We start from the raw sequence: 24,168 nt of genomic DNA on the forward strand, positions 1-24,168 counted from the left end.
CTTTCCTCAACTAATGAATCATCTGCAGTGTCAACCGCTGCTTCATCAATTAAGCTATCTATGTCATCTAAATCAAAATCGTCGCTTTCTTCTAGAAGTTCATCTTCGTCGAGTAACTCTGCATCAATTGAGTCATCTGCCACATCACTTTTTGGGTCATTCGCTTCATCAATTAAGCTATCTATATCGTCTAAATCAAAGTCGTCGCTTGTATCAAGTTCAGCTGAAGTGTTATTTGAGGTATCTAATTCTGTTGATGTTTGATCTAATAATTCATCTATATCAAAATTATCATCATCTGCAAGCTCCTCACTTAAAGCCGCCATTTCATCATGAGACTCTAAGCTATCATCCTCTAAAGCTTCGCTTGTTTGCGGTGCATCAAACTCAGGTAGACTATCGTCTTCATCAAACAAGCTATCTAAATCGTCATTAGTTAGAATTTCATCATTGTTTATTGAGTCATCAGATAAGTCTAAATCAATATCTTCAGCGTTTTCATCTGAAGGTTGATCAAACCCTTGCTGCATAAAAATATCGAGTTCATCATCGTCATCGGTATTTTCATCATCAAAAACAATGTCATCACTTAGTAGACTTTCAAGCTCATCCTGATCGAGTAAATTCTCACCACCTGAAAAATCATCTAGGCCGTCATCTAAATCATCATCAGGCAACATATCATTTTCAAGATTATCATCAAGTTGAACACTCAAGTCATCTAAAGGGTCGGGTACAATTGGATCGTCATTTAAACTTGGACCTAAATCATCATCGCCAGTGTAAATTGGGGTTTGTGGTAAAAAGTCATCATCGTTTTGTGGCTCTTCTTGATTACTTGCTCGTTTGCGTAAAAACATAACAATTGCAAAAATAATCAGTAGCCCAGGAATAAACATTAATAAACCCAGCACTATCGGATTTGAAAATAATGAGCTTAAATCAAACGATTCTTTTGGTACTATCTCTTGTTTTTTTTGTTGTGCAATAATCTCGTTTTGCTTAACAATTAGTTCTTTTAATTGATTTTGAATTTCACTGTCTTGTCCTAACTGTAAGCGTAAGTTTTCGAGTTCGTTTGAAATACCTGATAATTGTTTTTTAAGATTATTATTCTCAACTAAAATTTCTTCTACATTGCTTACAGAATTTTTAAATTGTTGTTGTAACTCAACCAGCTTAGTACTTTGCTCTGTTTTTATTTCATTTAATTCTTTCTGTATCTCTTTTTTGGCATCGTCTACGTCGACTTTACGAGCTTGGGTTACTTTTGTTTGTGCTGAGGTAATTTCGCTTTGCGTAAGTGTGCCATTTTTTTTCTTTTCCCATAATGCATCATCTTGCTCTGAGCGTTGTTTTGCAAGCTGTGTATTTACACCTTTTATTTCGGCTAAAGTAGGGATTTTTAAATAGGCACCATTTTGAATATGATTAAGATTTTGTTCTAAAAATGAGTTGGGGTTTTTGTTATACAAGGCCTGCATAACTTGATAAATGCTGACGGAGTTATCTGGGCGCACTTTAGCCGCTATACGCCAAAGTGTGTCTGTTGGTTTAATTGGCCCAATAGATCGCCCTTGCGCACCATAGTCAACGCCTTTAGGCCCCTTTAATTGGGTACTGTCTTGAGAGTAAACTGGCGTTACTATCAATGCAGACGCTAATATAATAAGTGTAACTAAACCGCGCATGCTGATCCTTTAATATTTAAATATTAACAAAACACTTAAAGCTTAAGTGCATAAATATTGTTGATTATTGCTGTTATCAGCCAAATGACTGACTCGCATTTATTATTACAATCTATTTTTATTGCAAGCTCTATTCCAATTACAAACTATAAACCAGTTAAGGCTTAATATCCATCGCAACACCTTGAAAATAAATGCCTTAAAACATCTTTATAAATATTAATTTATTGAGTGTTATCAATCAGTTTTTATACTTTTAAAAATAAACGGCAAAAAATTGACAAGCTCTATAAACAAAAAGCGGCAAACAAATAATGTTTACCGCTTCGAAAGTGTGTTCAGCGCTATTAACTATTACATGTAATTAGCAATAAGCTCTTCTGCAATTTGAATACTGTTAGTTGCAGCACCTTTGCGAGTGTTATCACTTACAACCCACATGTTTAATCCATGAGGATGAGAAATATCAGCACGTAATCGGCCTATATAAACAGTATCGTTACCACTAGCGTCAGACACTGCTGTAGGGTAATCACCTTCATCATCAATTAGCTCGACACCAGGCGCGTCTTTTAAAAGTTGCTTAACGTGTTCAAAGTCATAAGGCATGCGCGTTTCAATATTAATTGATTCTGAGTGACCAAAAAACACGGGAACACGTACACAGGTAGGATTTACTGCAATAGTGGTATCACCCAAAATTTTATGAGTTTCATTTACCATTTTCATTTCTTCGCGTGTATAGCCATTATCCTCAAAGCTATCAATTTGAGGAATAACGTTAAATGCAATTTGCTTTGGAAATACTTTATTATCCATAGGGCGTGCATTCATCAAGTTAGCTGTTTGCTTTGCAAGTTCATCAACCGCTTCTTTACCTGCGCCCGATACAGCTTGGTAAGTAGATACGTTAATACGGTCTATTCCGTAAGCATCATAAATTGGTTTAAGTGCTAGCATCATCTGAATAGTTGAACAGTTAGGGTTAGCAATAATATTACGATTCCTAAAATCAGCTAGGCTTGAAGCATTAACTTCTGGCACCACTAGTGGGATTTCAAAATCATTTCTAAAGTGCGATGTATTATCGATTACAATACAGCCGGCATCAGCAGCAATAGGAGCATATTTTTCAGATACACTACCACCAGCAGAAAACAAACCTATATGCGCTTGGCTAAAATCAAAGCCTTCAACGTCAACTACTTCAATGGTCTCACCACGAAACTTTATGTCTTCACCTGCGCTGCGGCTGCTCGCAAGTAAAAAAAGCTGATCTACAGGAAACTTACGATCTGCTAGCGTTTCAATGATTTGACGGCCTACTAAACCAGTAGCGCCAAGTACGGCAACGTTATATTTTTGCGACATATTTCTTCCTCTATAAACGACATTAAAACAACATCGTTAGTTAAATAATTATTTAGCTATGCTAAAGCCAAGTTGACTAAGTGCTGCAAGTTGTGGGCTATCACCTTGTAGGAATAAGGTGCTAAATTCTCGCCTTACCGGATAATTTTTACGTAAACTATCAAAGCCCTCACCTTCTAAATGACGAAGTAAAATTCCGTCATCGCGGCGTACGTCATAAATTAAATGCACCAAACGGGCAATATCTTGCTCGCTAAGGCTTTGCGTAACAGTTGCATGTGTAATAGCAGGTATTGGTAAAAAATCATCCAACGATTTACTCACCTCTACACCTTTTAGGTCACACAATTTTTGATACAACATTTGTGTACCTCGTGCTTTCCCCTCAAGTGTATGCCCTGCGATATGCACACTGGCATAACGCACATGCTCTAGTAATTCAGTTAGAATATTGGGCTCTTTTTCCCATACATCAAGTACTATATCTAAATCAGCCCCAGCTTCCATTACCTCAAGCAATGCTTGATTATCAATTACGTCGCCTCGGCTTGCATTAATTAGCGTGGTTCCTGGTTTAAGTGCTTGTAATCGCTCTTTATTCATCATGTGCAGCGTTTTGTGCTCGCCACTTTTAATAAGTGGAACATGAAAAGTAACAACATCTGATTGCGCTAATAACTCATCAAGCGCTACATGCTCTTGTAGTAAGCCCTGTTCGTGCTTAATTGGATCGCATAACAGTAAGTCGACATTTAATGCTTTTAATTTTTGCGACAAACACGTGCCAATGTTACCCATTCCTACAATACCAATTGTTTGACCACACAATGGGCGCGCATTTTCTTGGCTTAATGCAAATAAACTACTAATTACATATTCAGCTACAGCAACTGCATTACAACCAGGAGCACTGGTAAAAGCAATATTTCTATCATGTAGTAATTGCGTATCAATATGGTCAATGCCAATTGTGGCAGTGCCCACAAAGCTCAGCTTGTTAGCTTGTGCCAATAGTTCATGATTAACATTAGTCACTGAACGAGTAAGGAGTACATCTACATTTATTAATTGTTCAGGCATTAATTTACGACCATCAAAACGCTCAACCTCACCAAAGTCTGCAAAGTACTGCTCAACTAAAGGCATATTTTGATCGGCAAGAATTTTCATCACTGAGTCCGTTTGGCAATTAAGTGGCGCCATTGTAACGAACAACCAAGCCTTTACACAAACTAAAAAGGCGCATTTTAGCTGATACAAATACTTAAAAGTGGTTATGTTGATTGTTTTAAATCAGCAATTTAAATTAGGGATTTAAATTATGTGGATAATAATTTTACTATTGAATATATAAAGGCCGAATCACAGCATGATTCGGCCTTTATTATGAAAAATAAACGTCAATTACATTGAATTTTATTTACTTGATTTTAGTTTATAGCTCAAAATCTTTTTTGAATTTCAAACCAAATTCACTGCGGTCATTACTGCGCATTACCCCAACAAAACCTGATTGTTGTAGGCGACCAACATCGTAAACTTCGTTTAGAACGTTTTCACCATACAGTGTAACTTCCATATCGCCATATGGATTAGTGTACGAAATATTAAAACCAACTAGTTCACGAGAATCAATGGTCTCACTTTGGTTGTAAACTGATTGACCTTGCATTTCACTGCGATACGAATAATTAGCATTAAACGCAAGTGTTGCGCCACTCTCTAAATCCATAAAGTAAGAAGGTGCAACCATGACAGTCCAGCGTGGCGTCAGTGCTGGTGAATCGCCTTTACCTATGCCTTGTACGCCCTCAGCCACTTCTGTTATTTCAGAATCTAAATAACCAACTGCACTACGAATAGTAAAGTCATCGGTAATAGCAACAGTTGTTTCAAGCTCAATACCTTGCGCTTTAGATTGACCCGCATTTTCTACAATTGTTACAAAGCCACCACCCGCTGTTGGATCTGAAAACGGTAATGCTAAATCGGTGTAATCAGTCACAAATACCGCAAGCATCATAGATACATTTTCGTGTACTTGGCCTTTTAAGCCCATTTCGTAGTTAATCGCTTTTGTTTCGTCAAACGATACAAATTGATCTGGTCCACCAAATGGACGCGGTGGAAAACCACCTGTTTGATAGCCTTTTTGAATCTGGCCATAAACATTCATATTATTGCTAAGCTGATAAGATGCATTTACATCCCACGTAACCGCATCAAAATCTGCACTTACATATTTACGAGTTGGAAATGATGGGAATATAGCATTTGCATCTTTCTTATCTTTTGAATAACGAAGACCACCACCAACCGTTAAATCGTCAGTTAAATCGTAGCTGGCATTTATATATGCTGCATACGAATTAGTTTCTTGGTTAATTTCAAATTCGCCGTAACCGCCAAATGATTCTGTTACACCATCATTCAACAAGCCATTAGGTGTATTAAATGGGCTGAATACAAATGGGCCTGAACGTGTAAAGCCATCTTCATTAAAAAAGTAAAGACCAGATACAAAGTCCATATTATCGAATGTTGCATTTAGCTGAACTTCAAAAGAGTATTGATCAGCACCGCCCTCCTCTGGAAACTCAGACAAGTTTAAAGGTGATGCATCATCATCTAGGCCACCTTCATACTCAGATGTACGGTAACTTGAGATAAACTTAGTAGTAAAAGTATCGTTAATTGCCCAATCGGCTGAAAACGATGTGCCCCAACCTGAGTAAGAGGTAGATTCAATACCCGCAACAGTTGTGCCTAAATCATCAGGGTCTGATGGAATTAAATCTTGAGTCAATAATGGGAAGTCGCCATTAAACACATCATTTGAGTCTAGTGGGTCTGTCAATTCAATAGTATAAGGCGATTGGCCAGATTCGTTATCAACACCATCTAAAGAAAAAGTGAATGCTAAGTCGGTATTTGCTTGCCATTTAAGTGCAACACGACCACTAAATTCTTCTTCTTCACCAATTTCTTTTTCTGGGTTTGCTAAATTAACAGCTTCGCCCACACCATCACGTGTTTTATACGATGCACTTGCAGACATACTTACATCATCTGTTAGTGAGTTATTAAAATAAACATCACCGGCAATACGTCCACGACTTCCCAGCTTAGCTGTAGTAGTAACAATACCTTCATCACCAGGTTGCTTTGTAATTACATTTACAGCGCCACCTAATGTATTACGGCCATATAAAGTACCTTGTGGGCCACGAAGCACTTCAACACGCTCAACATTAGGTAATGATAAGTTAGAACCCATTTGACGACCTAAGTACACACCATCAAGATACACACCCACACCCGGATCGGTAGTTATTATGTGATCTTGCAAACCTATACCACGGATAAATACAGACGCATGCGCAGAATTGCCTACGCCATAGCGGGTAATATTTAAATTTGGAACATATTTACCAATATCTTCTAGGTTACTCATATTGGCTTTATCAATTAGGTTAGCGCCAATTGAAGTGATAGCGGTTGGAGATTCAAACAGGCTCTCTGTACGTTTACGAGCTGTTACTTCTATCTTTTCAAAAGCATCTTGTTTAGCTGTTGTTTTAGTTTCTTCGGCGTTTACAGAGGTAGTGAGTGCAGCAAAAATTGCTAGACTTAATTGTGAGAGGTTACGTAATTTCAAAATATTCTCCAAAGGATACCGTGTGATTTAGTTATGCATTTATACTTAAGAGTATAAATTTCAGGCATAAAAAAAGATGCGTAATGCATCTTTCCTCTGGATGGGCATTATATGACAGAATTGTGAAGAAATGTATAAATTATTTAAATAAATGTATAAAGAATAAAAGCGACTTAAGCATTGTTAGCTTTAGATGGATTATCATAAATAAAGAACATTAATATCAACCTCACTAAAAAGCTGTTTTAAAACAAAAAACCGCATAAATACAATTTTAAAAAGCACATAAAACGTACTTTACACATGTACTTTAGTGTATAAAAAAAGAGCTACAACACATTCTCCTACCATTGAAATTAACTAAAAATAAGAATATAGTACTAAAATGTAGTCTATGGATAGAATATTATGAATATTGAAAACACAGCTGATAAAAGCCTCAAATGCTTCACAAATCCAAATTACACTTCACTTTTTTGTGTTGCAGCTGACTTCAACGTTTTACTTGTTAATTATCAAGCTTTAAACGTCATTACCAATTATGAACTTATTAATCAATTCATGCTAAAAAATGGTCACCAAGGACTGGTAATTTTTGATGTCCCAAAAGACTGCGATGTACTAGCATTAAAAGAGTGGCCAAATTTAAAAGGATTGTTTTACGAAGGTACTGACGAAGTACTACTTCAACAAGGATTAGAAGCCATTGAACAAGGAAAGTTATGGTTCCCTCGTGCAGTAACCGATGATTGGATGAGGCAAATGCTAGCGAGTGAACAACAAACTACTCTGCAATCAAACAACTTAACCTGCAAGGAAATGAAAGTATTAAACTTATTATTTTCTGGCTTACATTCAAGTGCAATTGCCGACACTTTATTTATAAGTGAAGCTACTGTTCGCGTCCACCTACACAAGGTTTACCAAAAAATTGCTGTAAAAAATAAGCAACAAGCATTACTTTGGTGTCAAAAAAACTTAAATAAGATCAATAGTTAAGCGAGCTTATTTGAAACCTTATTGTATCTACTCGACTTTGACTCTGAATTATTATTTCAACTGAAAGCATAAAGTCAAAGTTGGACCCACTTAAATACCCTATACAACCAGCAACTTTCTTTTCTTAAACAGCACTCTGGAAGTGCCTTTCATGTCGAGTCAATATCAAAAATCCACTTTTTCGAACTTAATACTGCAAATAAAAATTATACTTTTCTCCTTACTATTTATTAATACCTGAAATAATTACAAGGTATTGATATTACTTATTGTATAAAGCAGTGGCCCGGCACCACAAACTTTCAGATCTCCAGCAAATAATGGACCAGGCCCTAGAGTAGTAATTACTGATAACGAAGGCCACCACTTTCAGAATGCTTGACTCTCCATAGGTGAATTACAATTAATCACTAGTTTTATACTCACGAGGCCATCTGAAAGTACTGCAAAGTATTATTTTGTGTAATGGAGACGCTAAATAGCGAGATATAATCTATCAAAAGACTTACTTCATCGTAACCGTATGCATTCATTGCAAAGCAGCATAATAAAAAACAAGTTAGCTTCTTCATGAGCGCTATTTCCTTTGGACAATCTCGCTAAAAAAAATTTAATCCTATAATAAAACTTCCGTTTAGAAAGTTGCTATTTGCTTATAGCTAACTTTACTTATTAATAATTTCGACTATATATTTACATAAAATATAAACATTTAAACCAAGTAACTTATGTGAAATACATAGAGTTAAGTAATAGCAACTTTATGTAGCAGTAAATACAGCTCTGATGGCTTACAGATAAAATTATAAAAATAAGTTACAGGAGGCATATTTTTGTACCCGAAGACAGGGCTAAACATTTTTAAACACAAACATTCGCACCTGATTAATTTAAAAAACAAAATAATATTGACTAAAAATTAAATAAAAACCTTAAACCATTCTGTTTATTAGATAAATACTCGTTATGCACTTATACTAATAAAGAAATCAACATTTAAATAACAAATAGGAACAACATATGAAAAAGCTATCTGTAGCAGTGGCTGTATGTGCAGTTTTAGCATCTAGCTATGCTAGTGCTGAGGTAAGAATTAATGGTTTTGCATCAATTGTCGGTGGTAAAAGTCTGGATAGTGACAGTACTTTGTACGGCTATGATGACGATATCTCTTTTAAAAATGAGAGTAAATTCGCTTTACAATTATCTGCAGACCTACATGAAAAGCTAACAGCTACGGCTCAAATTATTGCGCGTGGAGAGGATGACTTTGACGCTACATTCGAATGGGCATACGTTACTTATGAATACAGCGATGAACTGCAATTTAGCGCTGGTAAAATGCGTGTTCCTTTTTACAAGTATTCTGATTTCTTGGATGTAGGTTATGCTTATCGCTGGGTACGTCCGCCAAAATCAGTATACGGTATCCCATTTTCAACTTATGAAGGCGTTAGTGTAGTTTACAGCTCTCAATTGGGTGATTGGGATTCTACGCTTCAAGGCTTTTATGGTGCATTCGATGGTGATATTGACGTATTTGGAACAGAATTACCTGCTGAATTAAATAATTTAGGCGGTATAAACTGGAGTCTATCATACGACTGGTTCAGTGCGCGAGCTGCATACATTGTGGCCGACACTAGCATTTCTTCAGAGGATAGCGGCCTAATTGGTCTCGTAAGTGTATTGTCTGATAGTGGCTTAACTAATACTGCGAATGACCTAATCACTGAAGAAGATAAAACGAGCTTCGTTGGCGTTGGTTTTTCTATTGATTATGAAAACTTTTTGTTTGATGCCGAATATACGCAATTTGAGGTTGAAGACAGTATACTACCAGAACAGTCACAGTATTACGCATCAGTTGGTTACCGTATTGACAGTGTAATTGTTCATTTTACTTATGAAGACAATGATGACAAACATGACTCATCACGTTTTAATACCATTGAGTCAATACCAACCTTAAATTCAGCTGTAAATGGTGCTCTTGAAGGTCTTCGTGCACAAAGTAACGTATACACAATTGGTGCACGTTATGATTTTCATCCTTCCGCTGCTTTCAAGATCGACTTTAGTCGTTTTGAAGATGACATAACTGATACAGAGACGGATGTTGTAGCTGTCGGTGTAGATCTTGTCTTTTAATTGGAGCTTATGATGAAAAAATTAATTTTAGTAAGTGCACTTTCATTGTGCTCAATTAATGTATTTGCAGAAGTTGCTGTGATTATTAATCCAAGCAATGCTAGCTCTGTAGATGCTGACACAATAAAAAAGATTTATCTGGGAAAAAGTAAGTCATTTAGTAATGGCGATAAAGTTAATCCTATAAATCAAGACGGTACATCTGTAGCTGATGAATTTAACGACAAAGTAGTGGGTAAGTCTAGCAGTCAGTTAAATGCATATTGGTCAAAGCTTGTATTTACAGGTAAAGGTACCCCGCCTGAAAAACTAACAACTGACCAAGCTGTTATTGATTTTGTTGCAGCTAATGGAAATGCAATTGGCTATGTTGATAGTGCTAAAGTGACCGATAAAGTAAAAGTAATTGCGACCTTTTAGCAGTGAAATTGATATAAAAACCACCCAGAGGTTAATACAGATAGGTTGAGAAATATTTAACCAATCGATAAACCGGCCTTCTGGTTCGTTTATGAAGGCTTCTGAATTTATTCAGAGGCCTTTTTTTTGCAACCCACTACAACACTTTCTCTAGCCAATAGCTACGCACCCAATTCAGAAGACTTCTGTCAACTGAGTGTTACGACGTGTGCAATTAATATTATTAACTTAATTCAGACTATGTTTATTGTGAACTCAGGGAGTATCCCTAAATAAATAGAGCAATAGTAAGCTAAAGTAGAGCATCACATATTACTAATAAAGCGGGAGTGGACATATACTAGGTATGTCAAACCAGATATCCAAACAAAAAAGCCAGTCAGCGGTTAACTAACTGGCATCAACCCTAGGGTAGATTTTTATACTGACTCAGTACTAAGCTTTACTCGATTCTAAACTTAGCGGTTGCATCTAATAGGTTATCAGATAGGTAATGTAGGTTTTTGGCTACGTCGCGTACAGCAAGTAGTGAGTCCATAGTATCTTCGAACGATACATGCATATTTGACACATTATCTACTACCATAGCTGCAACGGATGTTTGTTCCTCAGTCGCTGCTGCTATTTGCGAATTCATACCATTAATTTCTAACATTTGCTCTGCGATTTTCTCTATTGAAATACCTGTTTTTTCTGCGGCTGTAGCATTATCTGTTGCCATATCACGTGCTGAAGTCATAGCAGCTACAGATTCATTTGCGGCAGTCGTTAATGATCCCAATAGTTCACGTATTTCATTAGTAGAATGTGCAGTGCGAGAAGCCAGTTCACGAACCTCATCTGCCACTACAGCAAAGCCTCTTCCATGTTCACCTGCTCGTGCAGCTTCAATAGCAGCATTAAGAGCAAGTAAGTTTGTCTGATCTGCAATAGACGTAATTACATTCAAAATCTGCGATACATTTTTTGTATCGTCCGCAAGCTTATTAATAGTCCCTGCAGCTCGATTAATTTCATCACTGAGCGTACGAGAAGCGGTAACTGACATCTGTACTTGTGTACGACTTTGTTCAACTTCTTTCTCGGCCGTTTCAGCAGCGTGAGAAGCGTTAGCTGCAGATTCTGATATATCACCAACACTCTGTTTCATTTCTTCCATAGATTGCTTAACAATTTCAGCATCAGTGGTTTGCTTTGTTGTAGCACGCTCAGCTTGTTCCATACCTTGAACTAATCGTGTTGAGTTTTCCATTAAAGGCTCACATACAGCAATAACTTCAAGAACTGTTTCTCTTAGTAAGGAAATAAATGCGTTAAAATTAATAGAGACTTGGCCAATTTCGTCTTCTGAGTTAACAGATAGCTGTGTGCTTAAAGAACCATTGCCGCTTGCTAATAAACTAAGGTTGTTAGCTGCATCACTCGCAGATGAACCTATATTCTTAGCAATCCAAATAGCCATAAACAATAATAAAATTAATGAAATAATGGATACAGCTAACATTAGAGTTAATGCTTCATCAGAGCGCGCTTTAGTGTTGGCAACCAGTTCAAAAAAACGATTATCCGCTTTTTGTTGAGCGCCTTTAAAACTTTCTAAGACAGATCCATATAAACTTGTTTTAAGCTGCGCTTGTTGCTGAATCTTACTAAAATCAGCAGTACCGTTAACCATACCTGTAGCAATACTTGAGGATATTTTTTCATAATCTGACAACTCATTAATAATATCGTTATTAATGTAGGAGTTATTAAGTTGCGTTATTAAGGTAATATTAGACTCTAAAGTTTGATATACCTCGTCTGCTTTAACTATAAGATCTTGCTCACCAAACGTAACCGCTTGGGTATAAAGTTCATCAAGTTTTTCTAAAAGCCCTACGTTTTGCGACGTTATTTTTACAACCTTATACGATGAGTTACTCATTTCATCGAGAGAAACCTTATTATCATTCATAGCTAAATAGTTTATCAATACGATCACTATGAAAGCCACTACCGCAATGCATGTTATTGCATGTATTTTTTTTGTTATGCTTAGGTTTTGAAAAGAGAAGCCTGAAGCCATACTGTGCTACCTTATTTTATTGTCTATATCTATTATCGGCTTGATATCTATAAGTGTGAGCTAAATTTGTAATATTTCTAGTTTTTTCTAACAAATAGAAGAATTATTTAACAATAAACACACATCGCTCATAAAACAATCACAATAAATTACAGATACAAAAAAACCAGTAACATCACTGCTACTGGTTTCTAAATTTGGTGCGGATGGGGGGACTTGAACCCCCATGCCCTAAAGCACCACCCCCTCAAGGTGGCGTGTCTACCAATTCCACCACATCCGCATTTTTTAAGCTTTCGCTTAATTGTTAAACATGTGATTTATTTGAGGACTATAAATCGTTTAACGATAGCTTTACGCTAAATTAGTTTGGTACGTCAGAGCTTTGCTCTTTAGTAGATGTTACTGGAACATCTTCTTCAACAGGAACTACTGTTTCTACTGCTGGAGCTGCTTCTAGGTTTTCCCATTCGTCAGTCTTTTTAATTTGACCAGCAGTTAGGTTTCCTAACACAATGCTTAATACAAAAAATACCGTTGCTAAGCTTGTGGTTGTTTTTGTCATAAAGTTACCTGCACCTGACGAACCAAAAACTGTGCCTGATGCACCAGCGCCAAATGAAGAACCCATATCTGCGCCTTTACCTTGTTGAATTAAAACCATTCCAACTAGAGCCAAAGCCACAACTAAATAAACTACTAATAAAATTTCGTACATCTTATACAGTCCCTTTTGCACTGTTACAGATTGCAGTAAAAGATTCTGCTTTTAGACTTGCGCCGCCAATTAAGCCGCCATCTATATCTGTTTGTGCAAATAATAATTCGCTATTTTTTTCATTAACGCTACCACCATATAAGATGGCAAGCCCTTGTGCTAAATTGCTATCAAGTGATGCAACTTTGTCACGGATAAATTTATGAACAGTTTGTGCCTGCTCTGGCGATGCAGTCTTACCTGTGCCTATGGCCCAAACGGGCTCGTATGCTATCACAGAATCTTTCAGTGCTGCTACACCTAATTTCTCTATTACTGCATCAATTTGTGCAGCAACTACTTGTTCGGTTTGACCGTTTGCTTGCTCACTTTCGCTCTCGCCTACACATAATATTGGTGTTAACCCAACTTGCTGTGCTCTAGCAAACTTTTCAGCGACTGTTGCATTACTTTCGTTATAAATACTGCGGCGTTCAGAATGACCAACGAGTACGTAAGTTGCACCTAAATCTTTTATAAGCTGCGCATCAACTTCACCAGTAAATGCGCCAGGCGTATTTTCAGAAACAGTTTGAGCTCCTGTAGAAACACCGCTAGCTACCATTGCTGGTACAAGTGGGAATGGAGGAAATAAAACAATGTCCATCTCTTGTGATTTTACATCGTTAATAGCGTCAGACATTTGTTTAACTAACTCTAAAGAGCCATTCATTTTCCAGTTGCCTGCGACCATCGCCTTGCGTATTGCCATTATCCACTCCACATTAGAAAGCGGGCGAGATATTAACTTTTCTCGCCCAAAGTTACAAGAGATTATTGTTATTAATCAGTTTGTTTGCTCATAGATTCTACAACAGCTGCAATTTTTTGAGCGCTGTCTATTACAATCTTTTCTTGCTCGGCTTCAACCATAACACGAACCACAGGTTCAGTGCCTGACTTACGCAGTAAAACACGGCCTTTATCGCCTAAAGCAAGCTCTACTTCTGCTACAGCTGAAAGCACTTCTGGTGCTTTTGTCGGGTCAGTTCCAGCTGTATAACGCACGTTAATCATCTTCATTGGATACTTGGTAAAACCAGCACCTAAGTCTTGCAATGTGCGATTTTGTGCAACCATAGCAGCAAGTACTTGTAAGCTTGAAATAATACCATCACCCGTACTAATTAAATCTAGGTTTAGTACATGCCCTGAGCTTTCACCGCCAATTTTCCAGCCTTTTTGCTGTAGTAATTCCATAACATAGCGGTCCCCTACTTTACTGCGAGCAAACTCGATACCTTTTGCTTTTAAAGCGTTTTCAAGGCCCATGTTAGACATAACAGTACCAACTACACCACCACCCAAATTATCATCTTGGGCTGCTTGGCAAGCAATAATATAAACCAGATCATCACCATCAAAAACACGGCCATTATGATCAACCATCATCACGCGGTCACCATCACCATCGTATGCAATACCTACGTCGGCTTTAAGTTCAAGCACTTTACGTTTAAGGGTATCTACGTGAGTAGCGCCACATTCATGGTTGATATTAACGCCGTTAGGCTCACACGCATGTGTTATTACTTCTGCGCCAAGTTCACGCATAACAGAAGGTGCAATGTGATAAGTTGCGCCATTTGCGCAATCGACAACAATTTTAAGACCTTCTAAAGACAGGCCTTGCGGGAACTGGCTCTTACAAAACTCTATATAGCGGCCATCCGCACTGACTAAACGCGATGCTTTGCCCAATTTATCTGAAGCAACACATGTCATTTGCTCATCAAGCATCGCTTCAATTTCAAGTTCTACTGCATCATCAAGCTTTAAGCCTTGACCATTGAAAAACTTAATACCGTTATCGTAATACGGATTATGTGAGGCACTAATTACAATACCTGCCTCAGCACGAAATGTTTGCGCTAAATAAGCAACGGCCGGTGTAGGCATAGGACCCAATAGTACAACATCAATACCAGCAGCAATTAAACCAGCCTCAAGTGCGGTTTCAAGCATATAGCCCGAAATACGCGTATCTTTACCAATAATTACTTTTTTAGTACCACTTTGCGATAATACACGCCCAGCAGCCCAGCCTAGCTTCATTGCAAATTCAGGGTTTATTGGAGCAGCGCCTACAAGTCCACGCACGCCATCGGTGCCAAAATATTTTCTTTCTTTCATTGTGAAATTCCTTGTTCGCAGGCTTGATATACACCAAGTACATCTGCGGTTTCTTTTACGTCATGTACACGAATAATTTTTGCGCCATTTTGCGCTGCGATTAACGCACCCGCTAAGCTGCCCGCTAACCGTTCATTTGTATTTCTGTTTAATAAATTACCTATCATCGATTTACGAGATAATCCGGCCAATAATGGCAAACCTAATTTATTAAAATCATCAAACTTAGCCAATATTTGATAGTTATGACTAAGCGTTTTTCCAAATCCAAAACCTGGGTCTAGAATAAGTCGTTCAAACTTAATCCCAGCTGTTTCACATGCTTTAATACGTTCACTAAAAAACATACTTATATCTGCAAACAAATTATCGTAATGAGGTGACGATTGCATGCTCCGGGGCTGCCCTTGCATATGCATTAAACAAATTGCTACATCTTCATACTGCGCAACCGTTTCTAAGGCGTCTATTTCTTGCAAAGCTCTAACATCATTGACTATATCTGCCCCTGCAAGTATTGCTTGTTCCATTACCTGTGCTTTACTGGTATCAATTGAAATAACGCAATCACTGTGCTGACGTATCGCTTTAATAGCGGGGATTACTCGAGCAAGTTCATCTTCTAAGCTAACATCTGGCGCGCCTGGGCGAGTAGATTCTCCCCCTATATCTAAAATTGTCGCACCGTCATCTAATAATTGCATTGCGCGTTTTAGCGCTATTTTGGGATCTAAAAACTGCCCACCATCAGAAAATGAATCCGGCGTTACATTTAATATTCCCATAATAACGGGCTTTTCAAGATTAAGCGTACGCCCTCTCGGAAGCTTTAATATGTTAGTCATTGCCAACCTTTATTCTTTTTCTAAATAGCTGATACAAAAAAGCCCCGAAGTTCGGGGCTTTCATTACTATTTTAACGATTATTCAGCTTTGTCATCAAGGTTTGTTTCATCTTTTTTTGATGAATCATCAGTCTTTTGACTTTCATCAGCAACTGGTTCTTGAGGTTCTTCCGCTTTTACCGGTTTAGCTTCATGACGGTCATGTGCATCACGCGGTTCACGTACTGGTTGGCGTGCCATTAAATCATCAATTTGCTTAGCATCAATAGTTTCGTATTTCATTAACGCATCTTTCATTGAGTGAAGAATATCAATATTTTCTTTTAATATTTCTTCTGCTCTTTGATAGTTACGATCTGAAAGTAATCGAACCTCTGCATCAATTACTTTTGCCGTGTCGTCCGACATGCTAGATGAACGACTACCGCCACCACCCATATACATTTCGTTCTGATCTTCAGCATAAAGTAACGGACCTAGTTTTTCACTTAAACCCCAATGTGTAACCATTTTACGCGCTATATCTGTAGCTCGTTCAATGTCATTACTTGCACCCGTTGTTACTTTATCTGCGCCGTAAATAAGCGCTTCAGCAATACGGCCACCATAAAGGCTAGAAATCATTGATTCTAAAAGCTCTTTTGAATGACTAACACGATCTTGCTCAGGCAAGTACATTGTTACACCCAGCGCACGGCCACGTGGAATAATAGATACTTTATAAACTGGATCATGTTCTGGCACCATACGACCAACAATTGCATGGCCAGCTTCATGGTACGCTGTCATTGCTTTTTCTTGCTCGCTCATCACCATGGTCTTGCGCTCTGCGCCCATCATGATTTTATCTTTAGCAGCGTCAAATTCAGCCATACTTACAACACGTTTATTACCACGCGCTGCATAAAGTGCAGCTTCGTTTACTAAGTTTGCTAAATCCGCGCCAGAGAAACCTGGAGTACCACGTGCTATAAGAGCAGCTTCTACGTTATCGCCTAATGGCACTTTACGCATGTGTACTTTAAGTATTTGCTCACGACCACGAATATCAGGTAAACCTACTTCAACTTGACGGTCAAAACGACCTGGGCGAAGTAATGCAGGGTCTAATACATCTGGTCGGTTAGTTGCTGCGATAACGATAATACCTTCGTTACCACCAAAACCATCCATTTCTACTAGCATTTGGTTAAGTGTTTGCTCACGTTCGTCGTTACCGCCGCCCATACCAGCACCACGTTTACGACCAACAGCGTCAATCTCATCTATAAAGATAATACAAGGCGCCGCTTTTTTAGCTTGCTCAAACATGTCACGTACACGTGACGCACCAACACCCACAAACATTTCAACAAAATCTGAACCAGAAATTGTAAAAAATGGCACTTTAGCTTCACCAGCAACAGCCTTCGCAAGTAACGTTTTACCGGTACCTGGAGGACCAACCATTAGTACACCTTTAGGAATACTACCGCCAAGTTTTTGAAACTTAGAAGGATCTCGTAAAAAGTCTACCAGCTCAGTAACATCTTCTTTCGCTTCATCACAACCTGCAACATCAGCAAACGTTGTTTTAATTTGATCTTCACTCATTAAGCGAGCTTTACTCTTACCAAATGACATAGCGCCTTTACCGCCGCCGCCTTGCATTTGACGCATGAAGAATATCCATACACCTATAAGCAGTATCATCGGGAACCAAGAAATAAATATACTTGCTAAGAATGATTGTTCTTCAGGTTGTACACCCTTCACATTTACATCATTTTTAAGTAAATCATTTATTAAGTCTTCATCGTACATTGGCATCGTTGTTTGAAAACGCTCACCACTGCTCTTAGTACCAGTAATATTTCCTGTACCGCGGTCGATAACAACTTCTTGTAAAGAGCCACTGCGGACATCTTTTACAAATTGAGTGTAACTTGTTTGACGATCAACTTGCTCGCCGCCATTAAAGCTCTGAAAGACTGACATCAGCACAACTGCAATCACCAGCCATAGTATTAAATTTTTCGCCATATCGCTCAAGGGGTTAACCTCTTGTATCCAATTAATTTAAATTCAACTAAACGCCAAGCAACTGTACTACAGTTTGTATCCAGTCGCTACTATATATACTTCCCGAGAACGGGCACGTGAGGCATCAGGTTTGCGTATTTTCACTGCTTTAAAACTATTACGTACATCTTGCAAGTATTGATCAAAGCCTTCTCCTTGGAAAACTTTAACAATAAATGCGCCATTTTTCTTTAGTACTTGACTACACATATCCAGCGCAAGTTCTACCAAATACATACTACCCGCTTGATCTACTGAGTTATTACCACTCATATTTGGTGCCATGTCAGAGAGTACCACATCAACATTTTTACCATCAATACGTTTTAACAACGCATTTAATACAGCCTCCTCACGAAAGTCACCTTGTAAGAAGTCAACACCCGCAAGTGAATCCATCGGTAATATATCACACGCGATCACTTGGCCTTTGTCACCTACTTTTTCAGCCAAATATTGAGACCAACTTCCTGGAGCCGCCCCTAAATCAACAACTGTCATACCTGGACGAAGTATTTTATCTCTATTTTGTACTTCATCTAATTTAAAAACCGCTCGGGAACGCCAGCCTTTTTTTTGCGCTTCTTGAACATATTTATCATCAAAATGTTCTTTCAGCCATCGCTGTGAACTGGCTGACTGTTTTTTATTTGTCATAAATTAACACGCAACTAATTAGTAATATTCTCTAGATGGCGTTAGAATACCCTTAATTCAAGCCATATTCAGCAAAATTTGTATAAACATGACATTATCAAACAAACAAAAGCAGTTTTTAAAAGGTCAGGCACATAGCCTTAAGCCTGTAGTTTTACTAGGTTCTAACGGTTTAACCGAAGGCGTAGTAGTAGAAATTCAAAGTGCATTAGAAATTCACGAATTAATCAAAGTTAAAGTTCCAACTGACGATCGTGAAACAAAAGCACTAATTTTTGAAGCAATCGTACGTGAAACTGGTGCGACTAAGCTACAAACGATAGGTCACACTATTGTGCTTTATCGTCAAAGCGTTGAGAAAAAAATACATTTACCGCGTAACTAATTATTCCTGTTAAAGGATTTAGTGCGTTTAAATTGAAAAAACCAGCTTAATGCTGGTTTTTTATTATTTAACGTTTTAAATCAAAAACTCATTTTATGATGGGTTACATCATATTCACTACCATTACTACTGGGCTTCTTATTCAATATAAAGTACTGAGTAAATTGTGTTTCACTCATTGCTGGCACTTTTTCATTCGAAAGTAGCTCGGCTAGTTGCGGTGTTGTATTACTGTGCCCAATAACAACAACTACACCTTTTAGTTTTAGTAACTCATTTTTTAAATCACTTAGCTCATCTGCGTTATACACATTTACGTCGGTATTAAAATATGCCTGCAAAGGGGCCGCTGTTTGTAACGTGCGTTTATAGTTGCTGCTGAAAATATGTATATTTTGATACTCTTTGAAAAAAGTAACTAAATTATTTGCACGTGCCTTTCCCACCTCTGAGAGCGCTGGATTTTTACCCGTTAGCTTTTCGCTATGACGAAACAAATATATCTCATCAGGTGCTGCAAACACTAAACTACAATTAAATAACATGACTAAAAAAGTGATTGCTAATATTATTTTATTATTCATATTTTTTTACCTCGTTTGTATTCTAGTAGCCTGTCGATAAATTCAGTCGTTAGCTCATTGATTACGCCGGTTTCAGCATTAACTATTAAGCTAAAACCAATATTTAAGTGAGGAAATACAACCACATCACTTCTATAACCTTGCACCCAGCCACTATGATAGTAAAGTGTTTCATCAGCGTAGTTATAAACGCGCCAACCTAACCCATAATAAGCTTCATTAAGGTGTTTTTTCCACACCCTGCGATGCATTTCTTTTTTTGTATGTGTATAAGGGCGTGTTTGTTTTGCTAGAGTATCCAATGACAAAATATCAGGGTAATGCCCTAGCTGGGCTTTTAACCAAATGGCCATGTCACTTGCACTCGCGTTTACACCCGCTGCAGGTCCCACTTTATAATAATTTTTTTTAAGCTTAGCGCTATACCAACGTTTTTTACCGCGCACGTGTGGTAATGCGTAATTTTCATCCTGAACCATAGATTCAAAACCTAAGCTCGCATCACTCATTTTTAATGGCTCAAAAATAGCTTCTCGTAACCACTGTCCGTAACTTTTTTCGGTGCTTTGTAATATCACATCGCCTATAAGACTAAACATAACGTTTTGATAGCCATAACATTCGCCGGGTTTGCAAATTGGTTTGACGCTAAGCAGCTTTTCAACAATACCTGGGTAATCCATACGAGATTCAATTAAATTGTCGTATGCATTAGGAACTAATCCACTTGAATGGCTTAAAAGATGAAACACCTTTAAATCATCTTGATAAACAGTCCCTTTAAAATCAGTTATGTATTCGCTAACAGGCTTATCTAATTCCAGTAGGCCGTTAGCAGCCAATTTAGCTGATAACGAGCCTGCAAATGTCTTCGAAACAGACGCGAGTCTAAACCGAGTATGCTTATTAACTTTTTGTCCATTTCGTGATTTAGTTACGCCCATGGTGTGGATGTAATCTGAATTGTTTATATTTACAATCGAAAGCGCTGCACCGGGTATACCTTTACTTTTTAATTTTTTTTGTGCGTAACGGCCGTACTTTTTTACAAATGCATCCCAATCAGGATCCGCTTTTGCTGCAAAACCCACAGAACTAAACAGCAAACACAAAGCAGATAGGCAATACAATAAAGAGTTGAGATACTTCATTTTTTATAAATTTTATCTTTTTAACTACATCTGCGCAGATAATATCATGAAGTTTTGTTTGGACTAACGTACAATACGACGATTATTTGGTTTTAAGCGAGTGTTTAGTACTTATGCGTTTTTTAGTTGTGTCACTTTTTATTTTATTAACAACTGGTTGTGCTATTACAAAGCAACCGGCCGAACCACTGGCTATGCCATTAAAGCCAACATTAAAAAGTCAGACCTATCAACTTGAGTACACTACAGAGCACTCATCTCCAAAAGTTAAATCGGTTCAACTTCCTGCACATAAAGTAGTTAGAAACCAAACAGTAAAAATCATTACCGATAAGGCAAGCGTAACCGATAAACTTCTATCGCAAATTAGCCAAGCACTGAACGATAAACAACTAAAAGTAACAACTAAAAATAACAGTGACTACACACTGACTATTCAGCAACTCGATTTAACTTTCACAGACGATACTAAGTACGCAATAAAGCAACCAGAGAAGCCATTTACTTTATATTCAAATGTTGCCCAGCAATACCCAACACAGCAGTGCGCTGCAATATTTGCACAAGTTAGTATGCGTCTCACGCACAAGTCATCGGGTGATGTTGTTTGGTTTGCTAAATCTTCAATCGACAGTGCAAGTTTTCATCGTGAACCACTAATTTACAATTTCACCGAAGAGCAAAAAATAACAAATGAGCTTGAGGTTGTCGCTTTTATTCATCAGCAAAACACTGACGAGGCCCGTATTGAAAGACTTGGCAAAGATATTCAAATCCCTCAGTACAAAACGTTGTCAAAACTATCTAGCCTTACTAAACTTAGCGGTCCATGTAATAGAACAGAAGTAAGTGCATTAACACCTATGATGCAGTTTTACTTGAGTAGTATATTAATCGATAAAATTAAAGTTCAGTAAATTAGGGTCTGTTGATCTTTACGGATTAAAATTTGTTCAAACTAGGGGCTATTTAATCGCGGCGCGAGATTTGTAACCTAGTGGGCTAAGTCAAAACCGAGCAACAAAGAGTAAATAGCCCCTAGGAAGAACCCTTTGGGCAGCGCCTGTTTGGCATTAATGCTACGTTATCGCCCATTTATGGGGAATAGCCACACTGCATAGGCTCTGCCTTACCTAAATACCAAACAGACTGCTGCAAATTTAACCTTGAAAGATCAACAGACCTAACACTTACTACATTTTTTTACAGATTAAAGGAACGAATTAACAATATACTACGCTTAATAACAAATAATAATTAGGCCCTAAGGGATGAGAAACGCTTTGCTTAACCATACTTTACTGAGCATAACACTGCTTTTTTGCTGCATTTTTAGCACGTCGAGTATGGCAAGTAACCGCTATTATGCAGATAATACGTTAGAGCCAACCCAAGGCTTTGCGTGGGATTGGAGTGCTGGTGCGGGCTTTTATATTGAAGATTCTTACCTTGTCGGCATTGAGTCTTACGATAAAGGCGTTGAGCTCGACTTAAGTCTTGCTGTTTCCTACGATAAATTTTACCTTGATTTCGATCACAATCAACTCAGTGGCGGCCTTGTAATAGGCTACAGTCTTATAGATAAATTTGATTGGGGCCTAGATATATTAGGCACAAATACTCAAGCTGGATTTGACGAAAAAGGCCTCGGATTCTATAACCATGGTGTTATAAAAGAACTCCAAGGTATAAAAAAACGTAATTACGACTTTGACGTCGGCCTTCGACTTTCTCGTCGATTTGAAAATTCTCAATTCTCTTTTGAATACCTTCATGATGTATCTGGCGCGCACAATGGCTGGGTTATAAACAGCTTTTTTAGTCACATTTTACCATGGCGAAACTGGGAGTTTAGATCTGGTGTTGGTTTAAGCGCCTACTCTGCTGACTTTACCAATTATTACTTTGGTATTGATAGCGATGAAGCCACCAGCCTTCGCCCGGTTTATAGCAGCAATGCCAGTACTAGTATTATTTTTGAGTTCCATGCTGAGTACCCAATAAGCCAAGATTGGGTGTTTTTATCCGGCTGGCTTACCACATGGTTTTCAAAAGAGATTGACGACAGTCCAATTATTTCCCAAGGATATCAACACAAAGCCAAGGTAGGCCTACGTTATGTATTTTAGATGGATCTGTGTATTACTGATCTTCCCCAGTACTTTTACTGTTAAAGCTCAGGAACCTCCTGAAGCACTTATAGCAGTTCCAGACACCTGCGTTGCATTGCGCGAAGGGCGAAATTGCTATGCTGACGTAACGCTAACGTGGGAGCAACCTATCATTGGTAATTACTGCCTACGTGACGCCACCTCAAAGTACATAATGCAATGTTGGCTCAAGCAACAGAGCGGTACCTTTAATTATGCATTTGATTCACAGCAAAGTATTTCATTTGAACTATTTGACAGCAATACCTCTAAAATAATTAGTATTGCCGAAGTAAAGCTTCAATGGGTATATCAAAACAGGCAAAAAAAGCGCCGCTGGCGACTATTTTAATACCAATCGCATTAAGGATATTTTCATGGATAACTATGGCACTATTTTACTCGTTGAAGACGATGTATCACTTGCTCAATGGGTTGCTGAATACTTAACAGAGCAAGGCTACACAACGCATGTTTGTCACAGAGGTGACGAAGTAATTAGCCAAGTCAAAACGTTAAATCCAAATATCGTGCTCCTTGATATTATGCTTCCAGGGCAAGATGGTATAAGCGTGTGTAGAGAACTTCGTAGTTTTTATAATTCGCCCATCATAATGCTCACCGCACGCGATGAAGAAATGGATGAGGTCATTGGTCTAGAAGTAGGTGCAAGCGACTACATAATGAAACCTGTGCGCCCTCGTGCATTGCTAGCGCGTATAAAAGCAGCCCTTCGCCAAAATAATGAGCCAAATACCCCACACGTTAACGAGAGTGTTATTAATGTTGGTGCGCTTAGTATTGATACCGAATCTAGAAATGTAAAACTCAACAAGCAAGACGTAAACATATCAAGTGCTGAGTATTTACTGCTTCATTACCTTGCGAGCAATGCAGGCCAAGTGGTCTCGCGTGACGCTGTATTTAAAGCAACCAAAGGCAGAGAATACGATGGGCTTGATAGAAGTGTTGATGTACTTATTTCTGCACTTCGTAAAAAGTTTAATGATGATCCACAAAACCCTGAAAAAATTAAAACTATTTGGGGCCGTGGATATTTACTTGTTTCTACTGCGTGGTAATAAAG

At 38.0% G+C, this 24,168-nt stretch carries 21 protein-coding genes and 1 tRNA gene; 8 read left to right on the plus strand and 14 right to left on the minus strand.

Features of this window, described 5'->3' with window-relative positions; genetic code table 11:
* The 4 genes from GQR38_RS16140 to GQR38_RS16155 all read right to left on the minus strand — a co-directional run.
* Window positions 1–1,691, minus strand: a 1,691-nt coding sequence (locus tag GQR38_RS16140) for a FimV/HubP family polar landmark protein (RefSeq protein WP_277344169.1), incomplete at its 3' end; no start/stop codon positions are given.
* A 354-nt stretch (window positions 1,692–2,045) separates the two neighbouring features.
* Entirely contained in the window at window positions 2,046–3,062 is a 1,017-nt protein-coding gene (locus GQR38_RS16145) for an aspartate-semialdehyde dehydrogenase (RefSeq protein WP_165721606.1), read from the minus strand.
* Between the two features lie 48 nt (window positions 3,063–3,110).
* Window positions 3,111–4,232, minus strand: a complete 1,122-nt coding sequence (locus GQR38_RS16150; RefSeq protein ID WP_165721605.1) for a 4-phosphoerythronate dehydrogenase — start codon at window positions 4,230–4,232, stop codon at window positions 3,111–3,113.
* A gap of 265 nt (window positions 4,233–4,497) precedes the next feature.
* Window positions 4,498–6,720, minus strand: a complete 2,223-nt coding sequence (locus tag GQR38_RS16155) for a TonB-dependent receptor (protein ID WP_165721604.1) — start codon at window positions 6,718–6,720, stop codon at window positions 4,498–4,500.
* A gap of 408 nt (window positions 6,721–7,128) precedes the next feature.
* Between GQR38_RS16155 and GQR38_RS16160 the strand changes: the two genes are divergently transcribed.
* The 3 genes from GQR38_RS16160 to GQR38_RS16170 all read left to right on the plus strand — a co-directional run bounded on the left by GQR38_RS16160 (window position 7,129) and on the right by GQR38_RS16170 (window position 10,290).
* Window positions 7,129–7,719, plus strand: a complete 591-nt coding sequence (locus tag GQR38_RS16160) for a LuxR C-terminal-related transcriptional regulator (protein WP_165721603.1) — start codon at window positions 7,129–7,131, stop codon at window positions 7,717–7,719.
* 1,020 nt (window positions 7,720–8,739) lie between these two features.
* Complete coding sequence (locus GQR38_RS16165) at window positions 8,740–9,870, plus strand: porin (protein ID WP_076924484.1); 1,131 nt, start codon at window positions 8,740–8,742, stop codon at window positions 9,868–9,870.
* 12 nt (window positions 9,871–9,882) lie between these two features.
* Complete coding sequence (locus GQR38_RS16170) at window positions 9,883–10,290, plus strand: phosphate ABC transporter substrate-binding protein (RefSeq protein WP_165721602.1); 408 nt, start codon at window positions 9,883–9,885, stop codon at window positions 10,288–10,290.
* A gap of 442 nt (window positions 10,291–10,732) precedes the next feature.
* On the opposite strand, the gene GQR38_RS16175 is transcribed toward GQR38_RS16170, so the two are convergent.
* From GQR38_RS16175 to rlmE, 8 genes are all read right to left on the minus strand, one after another.
* On the minus strand, window positions 10,733–12,358 hold the full coding sequence (locus GQR38_RS16175) for a methyl-accepting chemotaxis protein (RefSeq protein WP_024590962.1): 1,626 nt from the start codon (window positions 12,356–12,358) through the stop codon (window positions 10,733–10,735).
* A gap of 198 nt (window positions 12,359–12,556) precedes the next feature.
* Window positions 12,557–12,641, minus strand: a tRNA-Leu gene (locus GQR38_RS16180).
* Window positions 12,642–12,722: 81 nt separating this feature from the next.
* Entirely contained in the window at window positions 12,723–13,076 is a 354-nt protein-coding gene (gene secG, locus GQR38_RS16185; RefSeq protein WP_002962769.1) for a preprotein translocase subunit SecG, read from the minus strand.
* Between the two features lies 1 nt (window position 13,077).
* Entirely contained in the window at window positions 13,078–13,827 is a 750-nt protein-coding gene (gene tpiA / locus GQR38_RS16190) for a triose-phosphate isomerase (RefSeq protein WP_165721601.1), read from the minus strand.
* Window positions 13,828–13,898: 71 nt separating this feature from the next.
* The gene (gene glmM, locus GQR38_RS16195) at window positions 13,899–15,248 is read right to left on the minus strand and encodes a phosphoglucosamine mutase (protein ID WP_007586638.1); all 1,350 of its coding nucleotides are present in this window, start codon (window positions 15,246–15,248) and stop codon (window positions 13,899–13,901) included.
* Window positions 15,245–16,093, minus strand: a complete 849-nt coding sequence (gene folP, locus GQR38_RS16200; protein ID WP_010553862.1) for a dihydropteroate synthase — start codon at window positions 16,091–16,093, stop codon at window positions 15,245–15,247. Before folP ends, glmM begins: the two co-directional genes overlap by 4 nt.
* 78 nt (window positions 16,094–16,171) lie before the next feature.
* Complete coding sequence (ftsH, locus tag GQR38_RS16205) at window positions 16,172–18,115, minus strand: ATP-dependent zinc metalloprotease FtsH (RefSeq protein ID WP_033012393.1); 1,944 nt, start codon at window positions 18,113–18,115, stop codon at window positions 16,172–16,174.
* 66 nt (window positions 18,116–18,181) lie between these two features.
* A complete protein-coding gene (gene rlmE, locus GQR38_RS16210) occupies window positions 18,182–18,811 on the minus strand; it encodes a 23S rRNA (uridine(2552)-2'-O)-methyltransferase RlmE (RefSeq protein ID WP_007586629.1) in 630 nt (209 codons plus the stop codon).
* Window positions 18,812–18,899: 88 nt separating this feature from the next.
* On the opposite strand from rlmE, the gene yhbY reads away from it, so the two are divergent.
* Window positions 18,900–19,196 (plus strand): ribosome assembly RNA-binding protein YhbY, encoded by a 297-nt coding sequence (gene yhbY / locus GQR38_RS16215; protein WP_002963153.1) that lies wholly within the window; start codon window positions 18,900–18,902, stop codon window positions 19,194–19,196.
* Window positions 19,197–19,276: 80 nt separating this feature from the next.
* Here yhbY and GQR38_RS16220 read toward each other — a convergent pair whose 3' ends face one another.
* Together GQR38_RS16220 and GQR38_RS16225 are read right to left on the minus strand one after the other, a co-directional pair.
* Window positions 19,277–19,780 (minus strand): histidine phosphatase family protein, encoded by a 504-nt coding sequence (locus GQR38_RS16220; protein ID WP_024606925.1) that lies wholly within the window; start codon window positions 19,778–19,780, stop codon window positions 19,277–19,279.
* A complete protein-coding gene (locus GQR38_RS16225; protein ID WP_024606926.1) occupies window positions 19,777–20,931 on the minus strand; it encodes a serine hydrolase domain-containing protein in 1,155 nt (384 codons plus the stop codon). Before GQR38_RS16225 ends, GQR38_RS16220 begins: the two co-directional genes overlap by 4 nt.
* A gap of 113 nt (window positions 20,932–21,044) precedes the next feature.
* Between GQR38_RS16225 and GQR38_RS16230 the strand changes: the two genes are divergently transcribed.
* The 4 genes from GQR38_RS16230 (at window position 21,045) to GQR38_RS16245 (ending at window position 24,163) form a co-directional block, all read left to right on the plus strand.
* Window positions 21,045–21,848, plus strand: a complete 804-nt coding sequence (locus tag GQR38_RS16230) for a hypothetical protein (protein WP_024606927.1) — start codon at window positions 21,045–21,047, stop codon at window positions 21,846–21,848.
* A gap of 429 nt (window positions 21,849–22,277) precedes the next feature.
* Window positions 22,278–23,060, plus strand: coding sequence for a MipA/OmpV family protein (locus tag GQR38_RS16235; protein ID WP_007586620.1), 783 nt, complete (start codon window positions 22,278–22,280; stop codon window positions 23,058–23,060).
* Complete coding sequence (locus GQR38_RS16240) at window positions 23,050–23,433, plus strand: DUF3019 domain-containing protein (protein WP_007586617.1); 384 nt, start codon at window positions 23,050–23,052, stop codon at window positions 23,431–23,433. The genes GQR38_RS16235 and GQR38_RS16240 overlap by 11 nt, the downstream gene beginning before the upstream one ends.
* Window positions 23,434–23,458: 25 nt before the next feature.
* A complete protein-coding gene (locus GQR38_RS16245) occupies window positions 23,459–24,163 on the plus strand; it encodes a response regulator transcription factor (RefSeq protein ID WP_101216200.1) in 705 nt (234 codons plus the stop codon).
* The last annotated feature ends 5 nt before the right edge of the window (window positions 24,164–24,168 follow it).

Origin of the sequence: Pseudoalteromonas sp. c7(2019) (assembly GCF_011378625.1) — a bacterium.
GTDB lineage: Bacteria > Pseudomonadota > Gammaproteobacteria > Enterobacterales > Alteromonadaceae > Pseudoalteromonas > Pseudoalteromonas arctica.

Bases quoted from the DNA above. Each gene is read 5' to 3' on its own strand.
- secG (WP_002962769.1), bottom strand. From the start codon at position 13,076: ATGTACGAAATTTTATTAGTAGTTTATTTAGTTGTGGCTTTGGCTCTA.
- GQR38_RS16230 (WP_024606927.1), top strand. From the start codon at position 21,045: ATGCGTTTTTTAGTTGTGTCACTTTTTATTTTATTAACAACTGGTTGT.
- GQR38_RS16175 (WP_024590962.1), bottom strand. From the start codon at position 12,358: ATGGCTTCAGGCTTCTCTTTTCAAAACCTAAGCATAACAAAAAAAATA.
- GQR38_RS16225 (WP_024606926.1), bottom strand. From the start codon at position 20,931: ATGAAGTATCTCAACTCTTTATTGTATTGCCTATCTGCTTTGTGTTTG.
- GQR38_RS16245 (WP_101216200.1), top strand. From the start codon at position 23,459: ATGGATAACTATGGCACTATTTTACTCGTTGAAGACGATGTATCACTT.
- ftsH (WP_033012393.1), bottom strand. From the start codon at position 18,115: ATGGCGAAAAATTTAATACTATGGCTGGTGATTGCAGTTGTGCTGATG.
- GQR38_RS16240 (WP_007586617.1), top strand. From the start codon at position 23,050: ATGTATTTTAGATGGATCTGTGTATTACTGATCTTCCCCAGTACTTTT.
- folP (WP_010553862.1), bottom strand. From the start codon at position 16,093: ATGACTAACATATTAAAGCTTCCGAGAGGGCGTACGCTTAATCTTGAA.
- rlmE (WP_007586629.1), bottom strand. From the start codon at position 18,811: ATGACAAATAAAAAACAGTCAGCCAGTTCACAGCGATGGCTGAAAGAA.
- yhbY (WP_002963153.1), top strand. From the start codon at position 18,900: ATGACATTATCAAACAAACAAAAGCAGTTTTTAAAAGGTCAGGCACAT.
- GQR38_RS16235 (WP_007586620.1), top strand. From the start codon at position 22,278: ATGGCAAGTAACCGCTATTATGCAGATAATACGTTAGAGCCAACCCAA.
- GQR38_RS16145 (WP_165721606.1), bottom strand. From the start codon at position 3,062: ATGTCGCAAAAATATAACGTTGCCGTACTTGGCGCTACTGGTTTAGTA.
- glmM (WP_007586638.1), bottom strand. From the start codon at position 15,248: ATGAAAGAAAGAAAATATTTTGGCACCGATGGCGTGCGTGGACTTGTA.
- tpiA (WP_165721601.1), bottom strand. From the start codon at position 13,827: ATGGCAATACGCAAGGCGATGGTCGCAGGCAACTGGAAAATGAATGGC.
- GQR38_RS16220 (WP_024606925.1), bottom strand. From the start codon at position 19,780: ATGAATAATAAAATAATATTAGCAATCACTTTTTTAGTCATGTTATTT.
- GQR38_RS16150 (WP_165721605.1), bottom strand. From the start codon at position 4,232: ATGAAAATTCTTGCCGATCAAAATATGCCTTTAGTTGAGCAGTACTTT.
- GQR38_RS16170 (WP_165721602.1), top strand. From the start codon at position 9,883: ATGAAAAAATTAATTTTAGTAAGTGCACTTTCATTGTGCTCAATTAAT.
- GQR38_RS16160 (WP_165721603.1), top strand. From the start codon at position 7,129: ATGAATATTGAAAACACAGCTGATAAAAGCCTCAAATGCTTCACAAAT.
- GQR38_RS16165 (WP_076924484.1), top strand. From the start codon at position 8,740: ATGAAAAAGCTATCTGTAGCAGTGGCTGTATGTGCAGTTTTAGCATCT.